This is a genomic window from Hominisplanchenecus faecis, from assembly GCF_020687205.1.
Taxonomy (GTDB): Bacteria; Bacillota; Clostridia; order Lachnospirales; family Lachnospiraceae; genus Hominisplanchenecus; species Hominisplanchenecus faecis.
The window spans coordinates 102,695-119,284 of sequence record NZ_JAJEQE010000004.1; the positions used below are offsets into that span (position 1 = coordinate 102,695).

Below are 16,590 nucleotides of genomic sequence, written 5' to 3' on the forward strand. Positions count from 1 at the left end.
ACTTTCTGTTTTTTGATTTTTCAATCTTATTTCAGAGAAAGTCGGTATTTTTATATTCTTTCTGTTTTTCTGAATCCCTTTGATCCGGTGTCCGTCCTTAATCCGGCTGTCCGGCTTTGGAGATCAGGATACAGTTCGGCGTATCGATCTTGATCGGTCTTCCTTTCATATAAAGCAGACCCTTTTCGTAATCCACCGTGAAGAAGCGAATCTCATTGGACTCATGGTTCAGCACGACCATGGTCTTTTCATCCGGGAATACAGCGACATCTTTTGGATATTTTCCGCTGATCGGAAGGATACAGATCTTGGAAAGCATACCTGTCTCTGGATCAATTTTAAACACGCCGGCTGTCTCAGAACCTGCTGTAGTGCAGTAGAGATATTTGCCGCTCGGTGCGATACGCAGTCCGGAAGAAGCACATCCATAGTGGTCTTTGCTGTCGGAGATGTCCACTTTCTGAATCTGTTCAAATTTGCCGCCCTCTCCGCTCGCATCGTATGCATAGACCAGCACTTCGTTGGTCAGCTCGCAGTTCACATAAGCGAAACGTCCGTCTCTGCTGAAACGGATCAGACGCGGTCCGGACTCCAGTTCGCAGCGGATGATATCATAGAGTTTCAGTTTACCGTTCGTCTGATTTACCGTATAGACTTTGATCTGGTCAATACCATTGTCTACCACGCACAGATATTTATCGTCCGGTGTGATCATCGCACAGGTGACACGCGGGCGGAAATTTCGCTCTGCAACGCTGCCGAGTCCCTGATGGAAAATGCCGTCGAGCACTTCTCCAAGACTTCCGTCTTCTTTGATACGCACCACTGTGATCTTGCCGTCGTGGTAGCCGCAAACAAAAAGGAATTTTCCTTCTTTGTCTGTTGAAAGGAAACATCCTCTCATACCGTCAATACCGACTTTGTTGATTGGTTCCAGTCCGCCGTCCTCTTTGATCTTCAGGACTTCAACACCTTCATCTGCAATCGAATACAGATATTTTCCATTGTTGGATTTTGCCACATGAGATGCGTTATTTACCGGAACGACTTCGCGTTCTGTCATGTAACCATTTTCTACGTCCAGGTCGTATACATGGATACCAATACTGCTTCCGTGTGTATAAGTTCCGACATATGCAACATACTTATCCTTACTCATCTGTAATCCTCCTTTAACTTGTCAGTCTTATTTTTATTTTACCATATTTTTTTTGATTTGTTAAGACAAATTAAAACATTTTGCACAAAAAAGATATTGCAATTTTTTATCGATACGTGTATGATATTTTTGGAAGCAAAGAGGTCACTGCATAAGCACTCTGCGCTATATCCGGCAAGATGCCCGATGTTCGCGGAAAGCACTGCAGACGGCCTTTTTTTGTTGTAAGATTAGGAGGTGCTCCACTAAAAAACAAACTCAGACTGGAGGTATAAAGCATGAGCAACAAGCTGATTGATTTTATCAACATTTCAAAATCCTACGGTACACAGACCGTTCTGGATGATCTGAACCTTTATATCCGTGAAAATGAATTTCTGACCCTGCTTGGTCCGAGCGGCTGCGGCAAAACAACGACGCTTCGTATTCTGGGCGGATTTGAAACTCCCGACTGCGGTCAGGTAATCTTTGACGGTGAAGATATTACGAATCTTCCGCCTAATAAAAGGCAGCTGAATACCGTTTTTCAGAAATATGCACTGTTTACCCACATGACTATTGCCGAAAATATTGCGTTTGGCCTGAAGATCAAGAAAAAAAGCAAACAGTATATTTATGATAAGATCAAGTATGCCTTAAAGCTTGTCAATCTGGACGGATATGAAAACCGTATGCCGGATTCTTTAAGCGGCGGCCAGCAACAGCGTATTGCGATTGCCCGTGCGATTGTAAATGAACCGAAAGTACTTCTTCTGGATGAACCGCTCGGTGCCCTGGATCTGAAACTGCGTCAGGATATGCAGTATGAACTGATCCGCCTCAAAAACGAACTTGGCATTACTTTTATTTATGTAACACACGATCAGGAAGAGGCACTTACCATGTCTGACACGATCGTGGTTATGAATCAGGGCTATATTCAGCAGATTGGCACGCCGGAGCGTATTTACAATGAACCGGAAAATGCTTTTGTCGCTGACTTTATCGGTGAGAGCAACATCATTCCGAGCCTGATGTTAAAAGACCGTCTGGTAAAAATACTCGGCGTTCCGTTTGCCTGCGTGGACGAAGGATTCGGACAGAACAAACCGGTCGATGTCGTGATCCGTCCGGAAGATATCTGCCTTCGCAAACCGGGTGAAGGAAGCATTGACGGTGTTGTCACGCATCTGATCTTCAAAGGCGTTCATTATGAAATGGAAGTCCGTGCAAATGAATACGACTGGCTGGTGCACAGCACCAAGATGTTCCCGATCGGCACACAGGTTTCCATCCATGTAGATCCTTTTGATATCCAGATCATGAAAAAACCGGAATCTGAAGATGAGGAGGCCGTCAACATTGAAGAATAAACGTTATCTTGCAGGGCCGTACCTGTTCTGGTCGATTTCTTTTGTCGTGATCCCTCTGCTGGTGGTCTTCTACTATGCCATGACAAATGATGAAGGCAGTATCACTTTTGCAAACCTTGCCCAGATCACCACACAGGAAAATTTAAAGGCACTTGGCATGTCACTGCTCCTCTCTTTCGTGAGTACAGCGATCTGTCTGCTGCTTGCCTATCCGCTTGCCATGATCTTAAGCAGCAAGAATGTCAATCAGTCCAGTTTTATCGTGCTGATTTTCATTCTTCCGATGTGGATGAATTTCCTGCTCCGCACCATGGCATGGCAGACGCTTCTGGAAAAAAACGGTGTGATCAACAGCATCCTTTCTTTTGTGCATCTCCCGGCACTGGAGATCATCAACACTCCGGGGGCGATCATTCTTGGCATGGTTTACAATTTTCTGCCTTTTATGGTGCTGCCGATCTACAATGTACTGATCAAGATCGACCGTGATGTCATCAATGCAGCAAGAGACCTTGGAGCAAGCTCTTCTTATACCTTTTTAAAAATCATACTGCCACTGAGCATCCCCGGCATCATCAGCGGCATTACGATGGTATTTGTACCGGCTCTGACAACTTTCGTTATTTCCGATCTTCTCGGCGGAGGCAAGATCCTGCTGATCGGCAATGTCATCGAACAGTCTTTCAAGCAAAACAGCAACTGGCACGTCGGAAGCGGACTTTCCATGGTCCTGATGGTATTTATCATTGCCAGCATGGCACTGGTAGCAAAATATGACAAAGAAGGGGAGGGCTCTTCGTTTTGATAAAGAAATATCTCGAAAAAATATATCTTTTCCTGATCTTCATCCTGCTCTACGCACCGATCCTCACTCTGATCGTGCTGTCTTTCAATAATTCAAAGACCAGGGCAAAATGGGGTGGATTTACTCTGAAATGGTACAGCAGCCTTTTTCAGAATGAACAGATCATGAATGCACTTTACACCACTTTGATCATCTCCCTGCTCGCAGCCGTGATCGCAACCGTGATCGGAACAGCCGCAGCGATCGCGATCCATGGCATGAAACAGAAATGGCGTACTTTATATTCCGGGCTGACCAACATCCCGATGATGAATGCAGAGATCGTGATGGGTGTTTCTCTGATGCTTTTATTTATTGCCTTTCACGTTACGCTTGGATTCGGAACAATCCTGATCGCCCATATCACGTTCAATATACCTTATGTCATACTGAGTGTGGCACCGAAACTGCGACAGACGAGCCGACGTACTTATGAGGCGGCACTGGATCTTGGGGCTTCTCCTCTTTATGCCTTTTTTAAAGTGACGTTTCCTGACATTCTGCCGGGTGTGCTCTCCGGTTTTATGCTGGCGTTTACCATGTCACTGGATGATTTTGTGATCACACATTTTACAAAAGGTCCAGGTGTGGATACCCTTTCTACCAAAATCTATTCAGAAGTGCGTAAGGGCATCAAACCGGAAATGTACGCACTTTCTACCCTGCTGTTTGTTACGGTTCTGGTACTTCTGATCCTGGTCAACGTATCACCGAAAAAGGACGCAGAGACAGCGGCAGCCAGAAAACACGTCCGCCGCCGTTCCAGAGCCGGCAGGATTCTGATCAAACGTGTGATCCCTGTCGCGATCTGCTTGGTATTTGTCGGAGGCGGTATTTACTATGCTTCCAAGGGTCAGATGCTGACAAAAGAAAAACTGATCGTCTACAACTGGGGCGAATACATGGATCCGGATGTCATCACCCTGTTTGAAGAAGAAACCGGCATTGATGTTGTATATGAAGAATTTGAGACAAACGAGATCATGTATCCGAAGATCAGTTCCGGTGCCATTGCCTATGATCTGGTATGTCCTTCAGACTATATGATCCAGAGAATGAGGGAGAATGACCTGCTCGCCGAAATCAATTTTGACAATATTCCGAATATCAAAAATATCGGCAAAGACTATCTGGAACGTTCAAAAGAGTTTGATCCGGAAAACAAATACTCGGTTCCGTACTGCTGGGGTACCGTTGGTATCCTCTATAATAAGACCATGGTAGATGAGCCGATCGACAGCTGGAGTGTTCTGTGGGATGAGAAATACAAAGACAACATCTTGATGCAGGATTCCGTCCGTGACGCATTTGGCGTGCCACTCAAATACCTCGGCTACTCCTTAAATTCCACGGATCTGGATGAACTGAACGAAGCTAAAGACCTGCTGACCCGCCAGAAACCGCTGGTACAGGCATATGTCATCGATCAGGTCCGTGACAAAATGATCGGAAATGAAGCAGCGATCGGTGTCATTTATTCCGGTGAAGCCATCTACACCCAGCAGGAAAACCCGAATCTGGAGTACGTGATCCCGAAAGAGGGAAGCAATCTCTGGATCGATTCCTGGGTGATCCCGAAAAATGCCGAGCACAAGGAAAATGCTGAGCAATTTATCAACTTCCTCTGCCGCCCGGATATCGCCCTGATGAATTTTGAATACATTACCTACTCAACGCCAAACACTGCGGCACGCGAACTGATCGAGGCTGAAAGCATCCGCAACAGCAAGATCGCTTTCCCGGATCTTTCCACTGTACCAAATCTGGAAACGTTTCAGTATCTTGGCACAAAGAACGATGAGGTGTATAATGAACTTTGGAATAAAGTAAAATCGAAATAACCCGGAGGTATATACTATGAGTTTTAAAGAGATCAAACCAGAAGAACTTCAGAAAAATCCATTTCAGATGATTGGAAAAGAATGGCTGCTCGTAACAGCTGAAAAAGACGGAAAAGCAAACACCATGACTGCTTCCTGGGGCGGTGTCGGTGTGATGTGGGGCAGAAACGTGGCCTTTATCGTGATCCGTCCGCAACGTTATACAAAAGAATTTATCGACGCTTCCGATAAGCTTTCTCTCTCTGTACTTGATGAAGAGTACCGCAAGACACTCAGCTATCTTGGCTCCGTATCCGGAAGAGACGAGAACAAGATTGCCAAAAGCGGTCTTACCGTAGCTCACACGGACGATGTTCCGTATTTTGCCGAAGCAAATACCGTGATCACAGGCAAAAAACTCTATGCACAGGAATACAGACCAGAATGCTTTATCGATTCATCTCTTGACGAAAAATGGTATCCTCAGAAAGATTATCATACCATGTACATTCTGGAGATTGAAAAAATACTGGTCCGTGAATAAAACATTTGTACAATCTTGCATAATTGCTCATAGAAAAAGTGACAGATTTCGATTGTGAATCTGTCACTTTTTTCTATAATATGTGACACCATGATGCCAGTTCAAAAGACCGTTTAACCAGGTATCTTTTTATGCAAAGAATTTTGTATAATATCCCATCACAAAGATAAACAGGACGATCAGCGGCAAAATGTATTTCACATAAAACGCGATCTGTCTTGGGAATTTCATACCTTTTCCGGTATTCGTCTCTTTGAGGAAATTCTCATATCCCCATCCAAGCTTCGTCGTACAGAACAGCAGGTAGACAAGACTTCCAAGTGGCAGCAGATTGTTGCTGACAATAAAGTCCTCCAGATCCAGGATCGTGCTTCCAGCTCCAAGTGGTGTGATGCCGCTCCATACATTATAGCCAAGCACGCATGGCATAGAAAGAACCAGTACGCCGACCAGATTGATCAAAACCGCCTTTTTGCGATCCCATCCTTTCAGATCCATAGTAAAAGAAATGATATTTTCAAAAACGGCGATAACCGTAGATAAGGATGCAAATGTCATAAACAGAAAGAATAACGTACCCCACAATCTTCCTCCTGCCATGGCGTTAAATACATTCGGCAGTGTGATAAAGATCAGGCTCGGGCCGCTGTCCGGCTGCACATTGTAGGCAAAACAGGACGGAAAAATGATCAGTCCTGACATCAGTGCCACAAAGGTATCCAGCACACAGATGCTGACTGCCTCGCCTGTCAGGGCACGCTCTTTTCCAATGTAGCTTCCAAAGATAGCCAGTGCCCCGATTCCGATACTGAGCGTAAAGAATGCCTGTCCCATCGCAGCATAGACCACTTCACCGATCCCGGCTTCTTTTACTTTTCCGAAATCTGGATACAGATAGAACTTCAGTCCTTCCTGTCCGCCCGGAAGCAGGACCGAACGAACTGCCAGAACGACCATCAGGGAGAGCAGACATACCATCATCACTTTTGTGATACGCTCCACACCTTTCTGAAGACCTTTTGCACAAATGCCGAAGCAAAGCAAAACAGCGATCGCCATAAATACCGTCATCAGGACCGGCTGTTCGAGCATATGACTGAAGGCCTCCCCTACCTGATCGGAATTTAAGCCATCAAACTGTCCCGTTGCCATCTTCACAAAATACAGGATCATCCATCCGGCGATCGTTGTGTAGAACATCATCAGCAAATAATTTCCGGCGATCGCACCATATTTATACAAGTGCCATTTCGTTCCTTTCGGCTCCAGAACATCAAACGAACAGGCTGCACTTTTCTGACTCGCACGTCCGACCGCAAACTCAGCTACCATGACCGGCAGACCGAGGATCAGAAGAAACGCCAGGTAGATCAGTACAAACGCCGCTCCTCCGTACTTTCCAACAATGTACGGAAACCTCCATACATTTCCAAGACCGATGGCACATCCTGCCGAGATCAAGATAAAACCAAGTCTTGAACCAAACTTCTCTCGTTCCATTTCTTACTTTTTCCTTTCTTTTTCATCTTTTCTTTGACAAGCAAAAATTTGTGCCCTATACTCTTCTTTAGTTTTACAAAAAGTAACTCTGAAAGGATTTTCTATGACACGTACATTTGTTTACTCCATATCTGCCGAAGAATCCGGCACAAAAATAACGGATTACCTGAGAAATCACGGCTATTCCCGCCACATTCTGACCTGTCTGAAGCATACCGACGACACGGTTCTTGTAAACGGTTTAGGCGTTTATATGAACTATGTCCTTCAGCCGGATGACCGACTGACCATTGTGATACCGGAAGAAACACCGTCGGAACATATCGTTCCTGTAAACCTTCCTTTTCCGGTTGTCTATGAAGATGAAGATCTGATGATCATCAATAAACCATCGGATATGCCGATCCATCCATCGATCCATAATTATGAGAATACACTCGCCAACGCTGCTGCCTGGTATTTTGGGCAAAAAGGAGAAAATTTTGTTTATCGCTGCATCAACCGACTGGACCGTGATACCACCGGACTTCTGATCCTGGCCAAAAACCGTTTAAGCGGTGCCCTGCTCTCCAGAATGAGTGCAGAACGTAAGATCCACCGGCAGTATCTTGCCATTGCTACAGGAGAGATTCCAAAATGTGGTACGATCGATGCACCGATCGCAAGAGCCTGTGATTCTGCCATCCTGCGGCAGGTTGATTTTGTCCATGGTGAACGGGCAATAACGCATTATCGTCTGCTTAAATTTGACGGTTTTTATTCTCTTGTGCTTTTACAGCTGGAAACGGGACGTACGCATCAGATCCGGGTTCATATGAACCACATCGGCCACCCGCTTCCCGGAGACTATCTTTACAATCCGGATTACCGGCTTATAAAAAGACAGGCTCTCCACTCTTGTCGGCTGACTTTCTGCCACCCGATCAGTGGAAAGCCCATGGATTTTACTGCCCCGATTCCGGATGATTTTAAAACATTTGCGTGCGGATGCGTGGAACTTCATCAATATGCAGATAACGGCTGATGCTCTTTACGATCAGATCGTGATCAGAAAAATGATCCTGCCCTTCGACCAGAATGGCTCCGATCACACCTACTTCTTCGATGCGGATCGGAAATCCTCCTCCGCAGGCTGCGTAATCTTTCTCATCAAGATACCAGTCTGCGAGCGTCTCTTCACTTTTACGCAGAAGCACACTCGTATAAAGGGAACTTCTCTCTAAGGTACGCACGGTATTCATTTTTCGCTGAAGCCACCGTTCGCTCTGAAGGTTCACACTGTCAGATGCATACTGAAATACCGTCAGCCCGTTATTCAGACGGATACTGACTGCCACCGGAAGTTTTCTTTTGATTGCTTCCGCCACGATACAGTTGCCCACCTCCCATGCATCTGCATTTGTAAAGTGAGAAAACTGCAAAATCTCTTCCTGCATATCAAGCAGCCCCAATAATTCATCAATCGTCATATGCTATCACTCCTTTTGTATCACTATGACTGTCTTTTATTCTACCACTCTTTTTGTCCGGACTCAACAAATTTCTGCTTTTCACATGCCTTTCAAAATGCTATACTGAAGACAGGATGTCTGGATCAAAACAGGAAGCCGCAATATGTGCCTTCTCGTCTGATACCCACATCAAAAATATTGAAAAAAACAGAAAGAGAGGTTTTTCCATTGAAAAAAATAGCAAGTTTCACCATAGACCATATCAAACTGCAGCCGGGCATTTATGTATCCCGCAAGGATCACATCGGTGCAGATACGATCACAACGTTTGATCTTCGCATGACTTCCCCAAATGAGGAACCGGTCATGAATACCGCTGAACTCCACACGATCGAGCATCTCGGAGCTACTTTCCTTCGCAATCATCCGACTTTTGCTGATAAAACCGTATACTTTGGCCCGATGGGCTGTCGCACCGGTTTTTATCTGCTTCTCGCAGGAGATTATGAATCCAAAGAGATCGTCCCTCTGGTCACAGAAATGTTTACCTTTATCCGCGATTTCCACGATGAAGTACCTGGGGCATCACCAAAAGACTGCGGCAATTATCTGGATATGAATCTTTCCATGGCAAACTACCTGGCAAAAAAATATTTAGATGAAGTTCTGACCGATATCAAAGCAGACCGCCTGATCTATCCGGAATGATCACTTTCCTTTCAGGTAAACCTGCCGGATATAACGGTAAAGATAATCTTCGCCTTTTTTATCGAGGATTGTCAACAGTTTTACCAGATCTTTTTCTGTCTGGGGATGCATCATATAATGGTGCTTCCCCTTTTCATAATACTGCAGCGGGAAATGATCGTTATAGTTTTTTCCGTTGTAGATCTTGGATGCCGCCATACGATCCATCATCATCTCTGCGATATATTTTCTCGGCATCGGCATACCGGTCATCGGGTTGCCGTCTTTTTCCACACTGTAATCGATCCAGTATTCAAAATGATGGCGGTTGCGTCCTTTGTGATGCAACCATGCTTTGGATACGCCGGTCTCTTCTCTCTCTGCATTGTTCGGACTGCGGTTGCCCTGATAATATTTGCATCCGACCAGAAACTCCGTCGGCGAATATTTTGACAGGTCGTGTGTCAGTCCCTGTTTGTAAAGTCCGATTTTAAAACACTCTTTCATCACCAGGATCTTATGCCTTGTGATGGTTGTGAAGTGTCCGATTACTTTCTTTAACATCTTTATGCTTCCTTCCAATCAACACAATTACCGTCCTTGACGATACCTGTACCTGTCTGCTGTCCGGCAACAGACGCCATTTGTCCTCTTCCAAAATGCCCTCACTCGTATCCAGAGCCACATTCCAGCGATAGCCGCCCGGCAAAGCCGGAAGTGCAAAAGTATGCTCCATCCAGTGCATATTATAGGCAATATAGATCAGTTCATCCTCATCGGCATATTTGCCGCAGTACATGACACCGATCTTACGGTTCTGCCCGTCCAGTTCCCCATACCACGCACTGCTGCTGTGATAGGAAATCCCCGGAAAACCGCAGGATAAGCTGTCCGTCATGCTCAGTTCCTGTCCCATATGCAGGATTTTATGCTTTTTGCGAAATGCGATCAGATCTTTTACAAACCGGAACATTTCACTGTTTCCGGATTTATATCCTTTCCAGTCAAGCCAGGAAATCTCATTGTCCAGACAATATGGATTGTTGTTGCCAAGCTGCGAGTTGCAGAACTCATCCCCGGCAAGGATCATCGGCGTTCCTGCCGACAAAAGCAGCATACACCATGCATTTTTCATCTGACGGTTTCGAAGCTCCAGAATTTTCTTTTTGCGGCTTTTTCCTTCTTCTCCGCAGTTCCAGCTGTAATTCTGCACTCTTCCGTCACGGTTCTGCTCGCCGTTATCTTCATTGTGACGTTCTTCATAAGATACCAGGTCACATAATGTGAACCCGTCATGGCTTGCTATGTAATTGATCAGCCCGCTGCCCTTTGGATTCCGCCTCATCCGCTCTGCAAATGCTTTCAAGCTCTCTTCGTCTCCTTTTAAGAAACGCCGGACATCGATCATAAACCCATCGTTGCACTCTGCCACCATCCGTTTTTTTGGCAGATTCTTCTTGCCATAGATCTCCTCCACCGGGAAATAAATATTTAAAAGCTTGGTATCTGCAAACAGTGGATCCGTCGCCATCAGGTTACAGATGCCCTGCACGCCGCGGACATGAAATCCATCCACATGATATTCCTGCACCCAGTATTGCAGACATTCTGTAATATAACGCGGGCTGCATCCTTCCGGAAAATAAAATTCCATCAGAACTTCGATACCAAGACGGTGCATGGTCTTTACCATATCTTTAAATTCACGCACCGGATCTTTTGTCGCTGCATAGGCACGTTTCGGGGCAAAATGAAAGGCCTTTGTATAGCCCCAGTAGTTCAGACGCTTCGGAAGCTCTTCTTCTTTACGGTACCGGGCATGTGTTTTCACAGACTCCATTTCAGTGAATTCATAGGCCGGCATCAGCTTGATCTGATTGATGCCAAGCTCTTTGAAATATTCTGCCTTCTCGGTGATTCCAAGGAAGGTTCCCTTATGACGCACACCGGAATAACGCTGTTTTGTAAACCCACGTACATGAAAGCTGTACATCACGGCATCTTCGTATGCGATCTGCGGTTTCCGGTCATCCTCCCAGTCGTAATTTCCGGCGATCATCGCACAGCGGACTTCGTGTCCCTCCGGATGCTCCTCACCAAATTTCCCGGTTCCGATCAGTACTTTTGCATAAGGATCCAAAGTTACTTTTCCATCTATGCAAAAATTGTATTCATATCGTGCAGATGCTATTTTTTCTGCTTTGACACAGACGATATCTCCAATCGTGTTTGTTGCAGGAAACGGTATTTCCTGCATTACTTCTTTACTGCCTTTTTTATAAAGAAGCAGGCTGGCTTCTTCGTTGTTTTTGCGTTCCATCGAAAAGACGATTCCGTCTTTGACCGGAACGGCTCCCATTGCCTGGAATGTTTCCACTTTCATCAACCTTTCTGTGACTCTATTTTTTCCGCCAGATCATTTAAATAAACCCATCGATTCATCTTTTCTTCCAGTGCATGCTCCGCCTTTTCTTTTTCTTTCATCAGTTCGTTTAATTTTCCCGGATTTGTTGCATTTGCCAGAATCTCAGCTTCCAGAGCGGCGATCCCATCTTCTAACTGTGCGATGTCGTCATCGATCGTTTCAAATTCTTTCTGTTCTTTATAGGAAAATTTCAGTTTTGTCTTACGGTTCTGCTTCCAGTCTCTGGAAGATTTTGAACTCCCTTCCTCAGACTTTCCCTTTCCGGATTTCCTGAAAAGTGCATTCCCGCTTTCCGATGTTTCTTGTGATGTTCTTTTCTGTTTTGTTTCCAGATAGTCGGTATAACCACCTTCGTACTGCTGCAAATGACCGTTTCCGTCAAATTCAAAAATGCGGTCCACCACATTGTCCAGAAAATAGCGGTCATGGGATACGGTGATCACAATCCCCGGAAAACTGTTCAGGAAATCCTCCAGAATCGTCAGCGTCTGAATATCAATATCATTGGAGAGCTCATCAAACAGATATACATTTGCCCCGGTAAAAATAACTTTCAGCAGGTACAGTCTTTTTTTCTCCCCGCCGGAAAGCTTGGATACCGGTGCATACTGCATTTCCGGTGTAAACAGAAATCGCTCCAGCATCTGAGATGCCGAGATCTTCCCGTCTTTTGTCGGCAGATACTCTGCCACATCTTTGATGTAATCGATCACCCGCTGCTCGGTATTCATATCCGGCACTTCCTGTGCAAAATATCCAAGCTGAATCGTCTCACCGATCTCCACGCTCCCACTGTCCGGCTCGATCAGCCCGGCAATGATCTTGATCAGCGTTGATTTGCCGCATCCGTTCGGTCCGATGATGCCAAGCCGCTGATTTTTCAGAACAATGTAATCAAAATCATCGATCAGTACTTTCTCTCCGTAGCGTTTGCTGATATGATGCAGTTCTACTGTCTTTCTGCCCATCCTTGCAGCTGTTGCTTCAATCTCAAGTGTGGCGTCACTGACCGGTGCTTTTCCCGCTTTTAAAGCCTCAAGACGCTCCAGTCTCGCACGCTGTTTGGTACTTCTCGCACGACAGCCGCGTTTTGCCCATTCAAGTTCCATACGAAGGACGCTCTGTCTTTTTCGCTCCGTTGCCAGTGCCATCTCTTCTCTTTGCACTTTCAGCTCCAGAAATTTTGAATAATTTGCTTCATAACTGTAAATTTTCCCATGATCCAGCTCCAGGATCCGATTACTCACACGATCCAGGAAATAGCGATCATGCGTTACCATGATCACGGTTCCTTTATAACGATTCAAATAGTCTTCCAGCCATGTGAGCATCTCATTATCCAAATGGTTGGTCGGCTCGTCCAGCAGCAGTACATCAAAATCCTGCACCAGTGTCCGTACAAGTGCCGCCTTTCTCCTCTGACCACCGGAAAGCTCTGCCAGCGGCTGCTCATGATCCAAAATGCCCAGCTGATTGAGCATGCTCTTTGCTTCACTTTGCAGTGTCCAGTCCATGTCCCACATACCATCTGTCACATAGGAAAGTACGGTTTTTTCTTCCGGAAATGCCGGATTCTGCTGCAGGTATACGATCCGAATCCCGTTCTGTGTGATCACCTGCCCTTCATCTGGCTGTTCCAGTCCGGCAAGCACACGCAAAAGTGTTGTCTTTCCGGTTCCGTTGATACCGATCACACCAATCTTCTCTCCTTCGGAAATGCCACAGGAAACGTCATCAAAAATCACTTTTCCGCCAAAAATCTTGCTGATATGTTCTATATTGATAATATTCATAAAATGCCGGCTCCTTGTCTCTGTCTTCTATACAATTATACTAAAGCAAAAGATGCATTGCAATAAGAAACTGTAAATTGTCTCTTTTCACAATGCACCTTGCATTATATTCACACTCTTTTTCCGTTTCAAAGATCAATATCCAGCTCAACCGGACAATGATCAGAACCCATGATTTCCGTGTGAATCTTGGCATCCACCAGTTTTTCCTTCAGACTTTCCGAGACACAGAAATAATCAATACGCCATCCGGCATTTTTCTTCCTTGCCTGGAAACGATAAGACCACCAGGAATAGATTCCTTCCTGATCCGGATAAAAATAGCGATAGGTGTCGATAAATCCCTGTCCCAGCAATGTAGAAAATTTTCCGCGTTCCTCATCCGTAAAACCGGCATTTTTTCGGTTGGTTTTTGGATTCTTCAAATCAATTTCTTTGTGTGCCACATTTATTGCCCCATCGTCATATAAATTTACCTGAACAGGAGGATTGTTATGCGAATCACATGGAAAGACAGCCTTGCTGTCACAAAAAAATCTTTCAAATACAGAAAACACTTAATATCACCATACAAAGATGGCTGGATCGTCGACCTGCCCGATGACAATAATATATATGCCAATCAGTACTGTGTCAAGAACGCTGTAGATTTGGCTCTTGGTGGTAATGAATCACGAAAATCAATAAGTGAAAAACGTATCAGATATGGTATTCAAATCATCGGTAAAAAATAAACCTTAGCCCTGTCATAATGCTGGCAGGGCTTGTTTTTATACTCTTGTCACTTTTTTGAGATACACCCATCCTGAGCCGTTTTTCAGTCTGCCGAATCCGTTCTTTTCCTCGGCAATCACATACGTTCCAGGCTGGATATTCTTCACACGTCTGTAAGTTTTCGCCGGTCCTGTCCTGATCGGGACGTTGTTGCTTTTGGGCTGTACCTTGTATGGGAGTTTGGCTGATGTATATACCTTTTTACCGGCATCGTTGTAAACATGATAACCGGCGTGCTGATCTGCACACTGCTTGGCTTTCTTGAGCGTCTGAAATGCCCCAATCTGGCTGCTGGCGTTTTTCCAGGTCTTGCGGACACGGTACCATGGTTTCGTGGTTGCCGGAAGAATGTCGTCGGATCCGGCAATTTTTTTCTTGAACTCGTCCCACGTCCAGCTGGTATTATAGTGGTTGTTGTGTACATACGGTGCCGGGCATACCTTATTGACAATATCATAGTGCCGCAGAACGTGGTCTGCAGCGATTCCAAGCTGCCCCATCAGATGCCTTACCAACCATACACAGGCTTCCTGCGTCTCTTTCGTAAAATACCATTTCGGGTCAGATGCAAGTGCAGCGTTGCCGTCACACTTGCAGCACATCTCGATACTGATCGTGTTGTAGTTGTTGGCTTCCGGGTGCTTCTGGGTGTAATAACCGGCTGTTCCTACCGCCCACGGCACGGCGTCCAGACTGCATCGCTGGTAGATGGTGCCGTCCCAGTAGATATAGAAATGGGCACCGCATCCATCAGATGCCAGATCGTGAGCCTGACCGACCACGCCCAGATAATGCACTGCGATGTGCTTCTTTTTGTTTCCCCATGCTGGGACCCTGGATGATGATATGGCGTTTGTGATTTTGTAACTCATAGTTTTACCTGCCTTTCTTTTTTTGTATACAAAAAGAGAGCCTGTTTCCAAGCTCTCTCAATGTCTAATATAATTATGATTATTCTGTCATCCTGTGGCTTTCTGGTAAATTGCCTCAATTCCAAGCCTTATAATATCCGATTCCGTTTTACCTAACTTTTCACAGCAATATTTCAGCTTCGCTACGTCTTCTTCCGTCATTCTGGCTCTTTTTGTTATGGATTTTTCAGAACCATTTGCATAAGGTCTTCCATTTTTCTTTACTGTTTCTACTGTTCTCGCCTCTTTACTCTTGCCTTTTTTCACAAATTGTGTTACATTTTATTTGTGTACAGGCGGTGGCAAGTACCGCCTGTTTGTGTGTGAGTCGCTTTTTATTAAGCGGCTCTTTTTATTTGTCTTTCTTCGGATAGGTAAGTCCCAGAATCATCATCAGATTTCTGTAGGCTTCCAGCTCCGTCTTTCCCTCAGCGTACTGCTGATTGAGAAATCTCTGCATTTCTAAAACTGTCATTTGCTCTTCCATCTTTTCTCCTTTCCGGCACCTGCCACCTTACTCGTTAAGTCTTCCTTAACTGTCTTTATTATAACTTATGTAGCTACAAAAGTCAATAGTTATTTTTCCTTATTTTAGGAATTTATTCACAAAATACTGCTGCCCTTTCCCTGTTACCAGCACCGTTTTTGTGATCCGCACGCTTCCATCCTGATTATTGATTGCTCTTTCTTTTATCTCAAACAGAGCAGCTTCCATGCTTCTCTGGGTTGGCATATTGTAATCTGTCCCTTTTCTGCTGATCAGGAATCTGTTTTCACGCATCCATGTGAACAGTCTGTTCTGTCCGATGTCCACACCGTTCTGTTTCAGGATTTTTGCCAGCTCCCCGATCAGGATACAGGTGTTCGACACGCTGACGGCATCCGCAAAAACTTCTTTCGGTTTCATCCTCTGTACATCTTCCACAAGGCTTGCATTGCTTGCTTTCAGTTTCTCGATCTGCTGGTCTGCCATCTTCAGGGCACGTGCAAAGATCTGTTCCGGTGTGTTCCATGCTTTTTCCAGGTCAAGGAAGTACTGGCGGTACTGCCTGCCTTTTTCGTTTCGCTGGATCATGCAGATCTGTTTTGCCATGTCGATGGAAATTTGATAGTCCACCATGTTCTGTTCTCCGCCAAGGGTGGAACATTTTTGATACACCCTTTTCCAATCCACATTTTCATTAAATCCATATTCTTTCATTCTTGGAAACCATACTCTGAATTCAGTCCCGATTTCCAGTCCTTCATGTAATTCTCTCGCCGATACGGTCGGCTGTTCTGTCTCATAATTGATTTTTAATAATCCGTTCATCCTACTTTCCTCCGTTCA

Annotated in this window: 17 protein-coding genes and 1 pseudogene; 7 read left to right on the plus strand and 11 right to left on the minus strand. The window is 45.2% G+C overall.

What is annotated here, in order from left to right:
- Nucleotides 1–97: 97 nt before the first annotated feature.
- The gene (locus tag LKD42_RS02470; RefSeq protein WP_248834717.1) at nt 98–1,159 is read right to left on the minus strand and encodes a lactonase family protein; all 1,062 of its coding nucleotides are present in this window, start codon (nt 1,157–1,159) and stop codon (nt 98–100) included.
- Between the two features lie 278 nt (nt 1,160–1,437).
- Between LKD42_RS02470 and LKD42_RS02475 the strand changes: the two genes are divergently transcribed.
- Genes LKD42_RS02475 through LKD42_RS02490 form a run of 4 tightly spaced genes read left to right on the plus strand, consistent with a single transcriptional unit; the run spans nt 1,438 to nt 5,719 of the window.
- Complete coding sequence (locus LKD42_RS02475; protein WP_248834718.1) at nt 1,438–2,511, plus strand: ABC transporter ATP-binding protein; 1,074 nt, start codon at nt 1,438–1,440, stop codon at nt 2,509–2,511.
- Complete coding sequence (locus tag LKD42_RS02480; RefSeq protein ID WP_147631576.1) at nt 2,501–3,316, plus strand: ABC transporter permease; 816 nt, start codon at nt 2,501–2,503, stop codon at nt 3,314–3,316. The genes LKD42_RS02475 and LKD42_RS02480 overlap by 11 nt, the downstream gene beginning before the upstream one ends.
- A complete protein-coding gene (locus LKD42_RS02485; protein ID WP_248834719.1) occupies nt 3,313–5,196 on the plus strand; it encodes an extracellular solute-binding protein in 1,884 nt (627 codons plus the stop codon). Before LKD42_RS02480 ends, LKD42_RS02485 begins: the two co-directional genes overlap by 4 nt.
- 16 nt (nt 5,197–5,212) lie before the next feature.
- Nucleotides 5,213–5,719: a flavin reductase family protein gene (locus LKD42_RS02490; RefSeq protein WP_248834720.1), complete on the plus strand. Its 507-nt coding sequence runs from the start codon at nt 5,213–5,215 to the stop codon at nt 5,717–5,719.
- Between the two features lie 129 nt (nt 5,720–5,848).
- On the opposite strand, the gene LKD42_RS02495 is transcribed toward LKD42_RS02490, so the two are convergent.
- Nucleotides 5,849–7,219 (minus strand): sodium-dependent transporter, encoded by a 1,371-nt coding sequence (locus LKD42_RS02495; protein WP_248834721.1) that lies wholly within the window; start codon nt 7,217–7,219, stop codon nt 5,849–5,851.
- 103 nt (nt 7,220–7,322) lie between these two features.
- Between LKD42_RS02495 and LKD42_RS02500 the strand changes: the two genes are divergently transcribed.
- Entirely contained in the window at nt 7,323–8,243 is a 921-nt protein-coding gene (locus LKD42_RS02500; RefSeq protein WP_022118941.1) for an RluA family pseudouridine synthase, read from the plus strand.
- Here LKD42_RS02500 and LKD42_RS02505 read toward each other — a convergent pair.
- Nucleotides 8,188–8,688: a heme-degrading domain-containing protein gene (locus LKD42_RS02505; RefSeq protein ID WP_022118942.1), complete on the minus strand. Its 501-nt coding sequence runs from the start codon at nt 8,686–8,688 to the stop codon at nt 8,188–8,190. The two genes, LKD42_RS02500 and LKD42_RS02505, sit on opposite strands and share 56 nt — an antisense overlap.
- A 210-nt stretch (nt 8,689–8,898) precedes the next feature.
- On the opposite strand from LKD42_RS02505, the gene LKD42_RS02510 reads away from it, so the two are divergent.
- The gene (locus tag LKD42_RS02510; protein ID WP_248834722.1) at nt 8,899–9,378 is read left to right on the plus strand and encodes an S-ribosylhomocysteine lyase; all 480 of its coding nucleotides are present in this window, start codon (nt 8,899–8,901) and stop codon (nt 9,376–9,378) included.
- On the opposite strand, the gene LKD42_RS02515 is transcribed toward LKD42_RS02510, so the two are convergent.
- From LKD42_RS02515 to LKD42_RS02530, 4 genes and pseudogenes are all read right to left on the minus strand, one after another.
- A complete protein-coding gene (locus LKD42_RS02515; RefSeq protein ID WP_147631586.1) occupies nt 9,379–9,921 on the minus strand; it encodes a DUF5662 family protein in 543 nt (180 codons plus the stop codon).
- The gene (locus LKD42_RS02520) at nt 9,875–11,740 is read right to left on the minus strand and encodes a hypothetical protein (RefSeq protein WP_248834723.1); all 1,866 of its coding nucleotides are present in this window, start codon (nt 11,738–11,740) and stop codon (nt 9,875–9,877) included. The genes LKD42_RS02515 and LKD42_RS02520 overlap by 47 nt, the downstream gene beginning before the upstream one ends.
- Nucleotides 11,740–13,575 (minus strand): ABC-F family ATP-binding cassette domain-containing protein, encoded by a 1,836-nt coding sequence (locus LKD42_RS02525; protein WP_248834724.1) that lies wholly within the window; start codon nt 13,573–13,575, stop codon nt 11,740–11,742. The genes LKD42_RS02520 and LKD42_RS02525 overlap by 1 nt, the downstream gene beginning before the upstream one ends.
- 128 nt (nt 13,576–13,703) lie before the next feature.
- Nucleotides 13,704–14,033: pseudogene (locus tag LKD42_RS02530) on the minus strand (exodeoxyribonuclease III); the annotation flags it as partial.
- A 36-nt stretch (nt 14,034–14,069) separates the two neighbouring features.
- Between LKD42_RS02530 and LKD42_RS02535 the strand changes: the two are divergent.
- Complete coding sequence (locus LKD42_RS02535) at nt 14,070–14,309, plus strand: hypothetical protein (protein WP_248834730.1); 240 nt, start codon at nt 14,070–14,072, stop codon at nt 14,307–14,309.
- A 36-nt stretch (nt 14,310–14,345) separates the two neighbouring features.
- Here the strand turns inward: LKD42_RS02535 and LKD42_RS02540 are convergent, their stop codons facing one another.
- The 4 genes from LKD42_RS02540 to LKD42_RS02550 all read right to left on the minus strand — a co-directional run bounded on the left by LKD42_RS02540 (nt 14,346) and on the right by LKD42_RS02550 (nt 16,572).
- Complete coding sequence (locus LKD42_RS02540) at nt 14,346–15,221, minus strand: peptidoglycan recognition protein family protein (RefSeq protein ID WP_248834725.1); 876 nt, start codon at nt 15,219–15,221, stop codon at nt 14,346–14,348.
- An 87-nt stretch (nt 15,222–15,308) separates the two neighbouring features.
- Complete coding sequence (locus tag LKD42_RS02545) at nt 15,309–15,527, minus strand: hypothetical protein (RefSeq protein WP_248834726.1); 219 nt, start codon at nt 15,525–15,527, stop codon at nt 15,309–15,311.
- 85 nt (nt 15,528–15,612) lie between these two features.
- Complete coding sequence (locus tag LKD42_RS15075) at nt 15,613–15,735, minus strand: hypothetical protein (RefSeq protein WP_283094948.1); 123 nt, start codon at nt 15,733–15,735, stop codon at nt 15,613–15,615.
- Nucleotides 15,736–15,846: 111 nt separating this feature from the next.
- Complete coding sequence (locus LKD42_RS02550; RefSeq protein WP_248834727.1) at nt 15,847–16,572, minus strand: phage antirepressor KilAC domain-containing protein; 726 nt, start codon at nt 16,570–16,572, stop codon at nt 15,847–15,849.
- Between the last annotated feature and the right edge of the window lie 18 nt (nt 16,573–16,590).

What these genes read in the sequence shown, in the direction of transcription:
- LKD42_RS02525 (WP_248834724.1), bottom strand. Translation starts at nt 13,575, where the DNA reads ATGAATATTATCAATATAGAACATATCAGCAAGATTTTTGGCGGAAAA.
- LKD42_RS15075 (WP_283094948.1), bottom strand. Translation starts at nt 15,735, where the DNA reads ATGACAGTTTTAGAAATGCAGAGATTTCTCAATCAGCAGTACGCTGAG.
- LKD42_RS02550 (WP_248834727.1), bottom strand. Translation starts at nt 16,572, where the DNA reads ATGAACGGATTATTAAAAATCAATTATGAGACAGAACAGCCGACCGTA.
- LKD42_RS02500 (WP_022118941.1), top strand. Translation starts at nt 7,323, where the DNA reads ATGACACGTACATTTGTTTACTCCATATCTGCCGAAGAATCCGGCACA.
- LKD42_RS02540 (WP_248834725.1), bottom strand. Translation starts at nt 15,221, where the DNA reads ATGAGTTACAAAATCACAAACGCCATATCATCATCCAGGGTCCCAGCA.
- LKD42_RS02520 (WP_248834723.1), bottom strand. Translation starts at nt 11,740, where the DNA reads ATGAAAGTGGAAACATTCCAGGCAATGGGAGCCGTTCCGGTCAAAGAC.
- LKD42_RS02515 (WP_147631586.1), bottom strand. Translation starts at nt 9,921, where the DNA reads ATGTTAAAGAAAGTAATCGGACACTTCACAACCATCACAAGGCATAAG.
- LKD42_RS02505 (WP_022118942.1), bottom strand. Translation starts at nt 8,688, where the DNA reads ATGACGATTGATGAATTATTGGGGCTGCTTGATATGCAGGAAGAGATT.
- LKD42_RS02495 (WP_248834721.1), bottom strand. Translation starts at nt 7,219, where the DNA reads ATGGAACGAGAGAAGTTTGGTTCAAGACTTGGTTTTATCTTGATCTCG.
- LKD42_RS02475 (WP_248834718.1), top strand. Translation starts at nt 1,438, where the DNA reads ATGAGCAACAAGCTGATTGATTTTATCAACATTTCAAAATCCTACGGT.
- LKD42_RS02490 (WP_248834720.1), top strand. Translation starts at nt 5,213, where the DNA reads ATGAGTTTTAAAGAGATCAAACCAGAAGAACTTCAGAAAAATCCATTT.
- LKD42_RS02535 (WP_248834730.1), top strand. Translation starts at nt 14,070, where the DNA reads ATGCGAATCACATGGAAAGACAGCCTTGCTGTCACAAAAAAATCTTTC.
- LKD42_RS02470 (WP_248834717.1), bottom strand. Translation starts at nt 1,159, where the DNA reads ATGAGTAAGGATAAGTATGTTGCATATGTCGGAACTTATACACACGGA.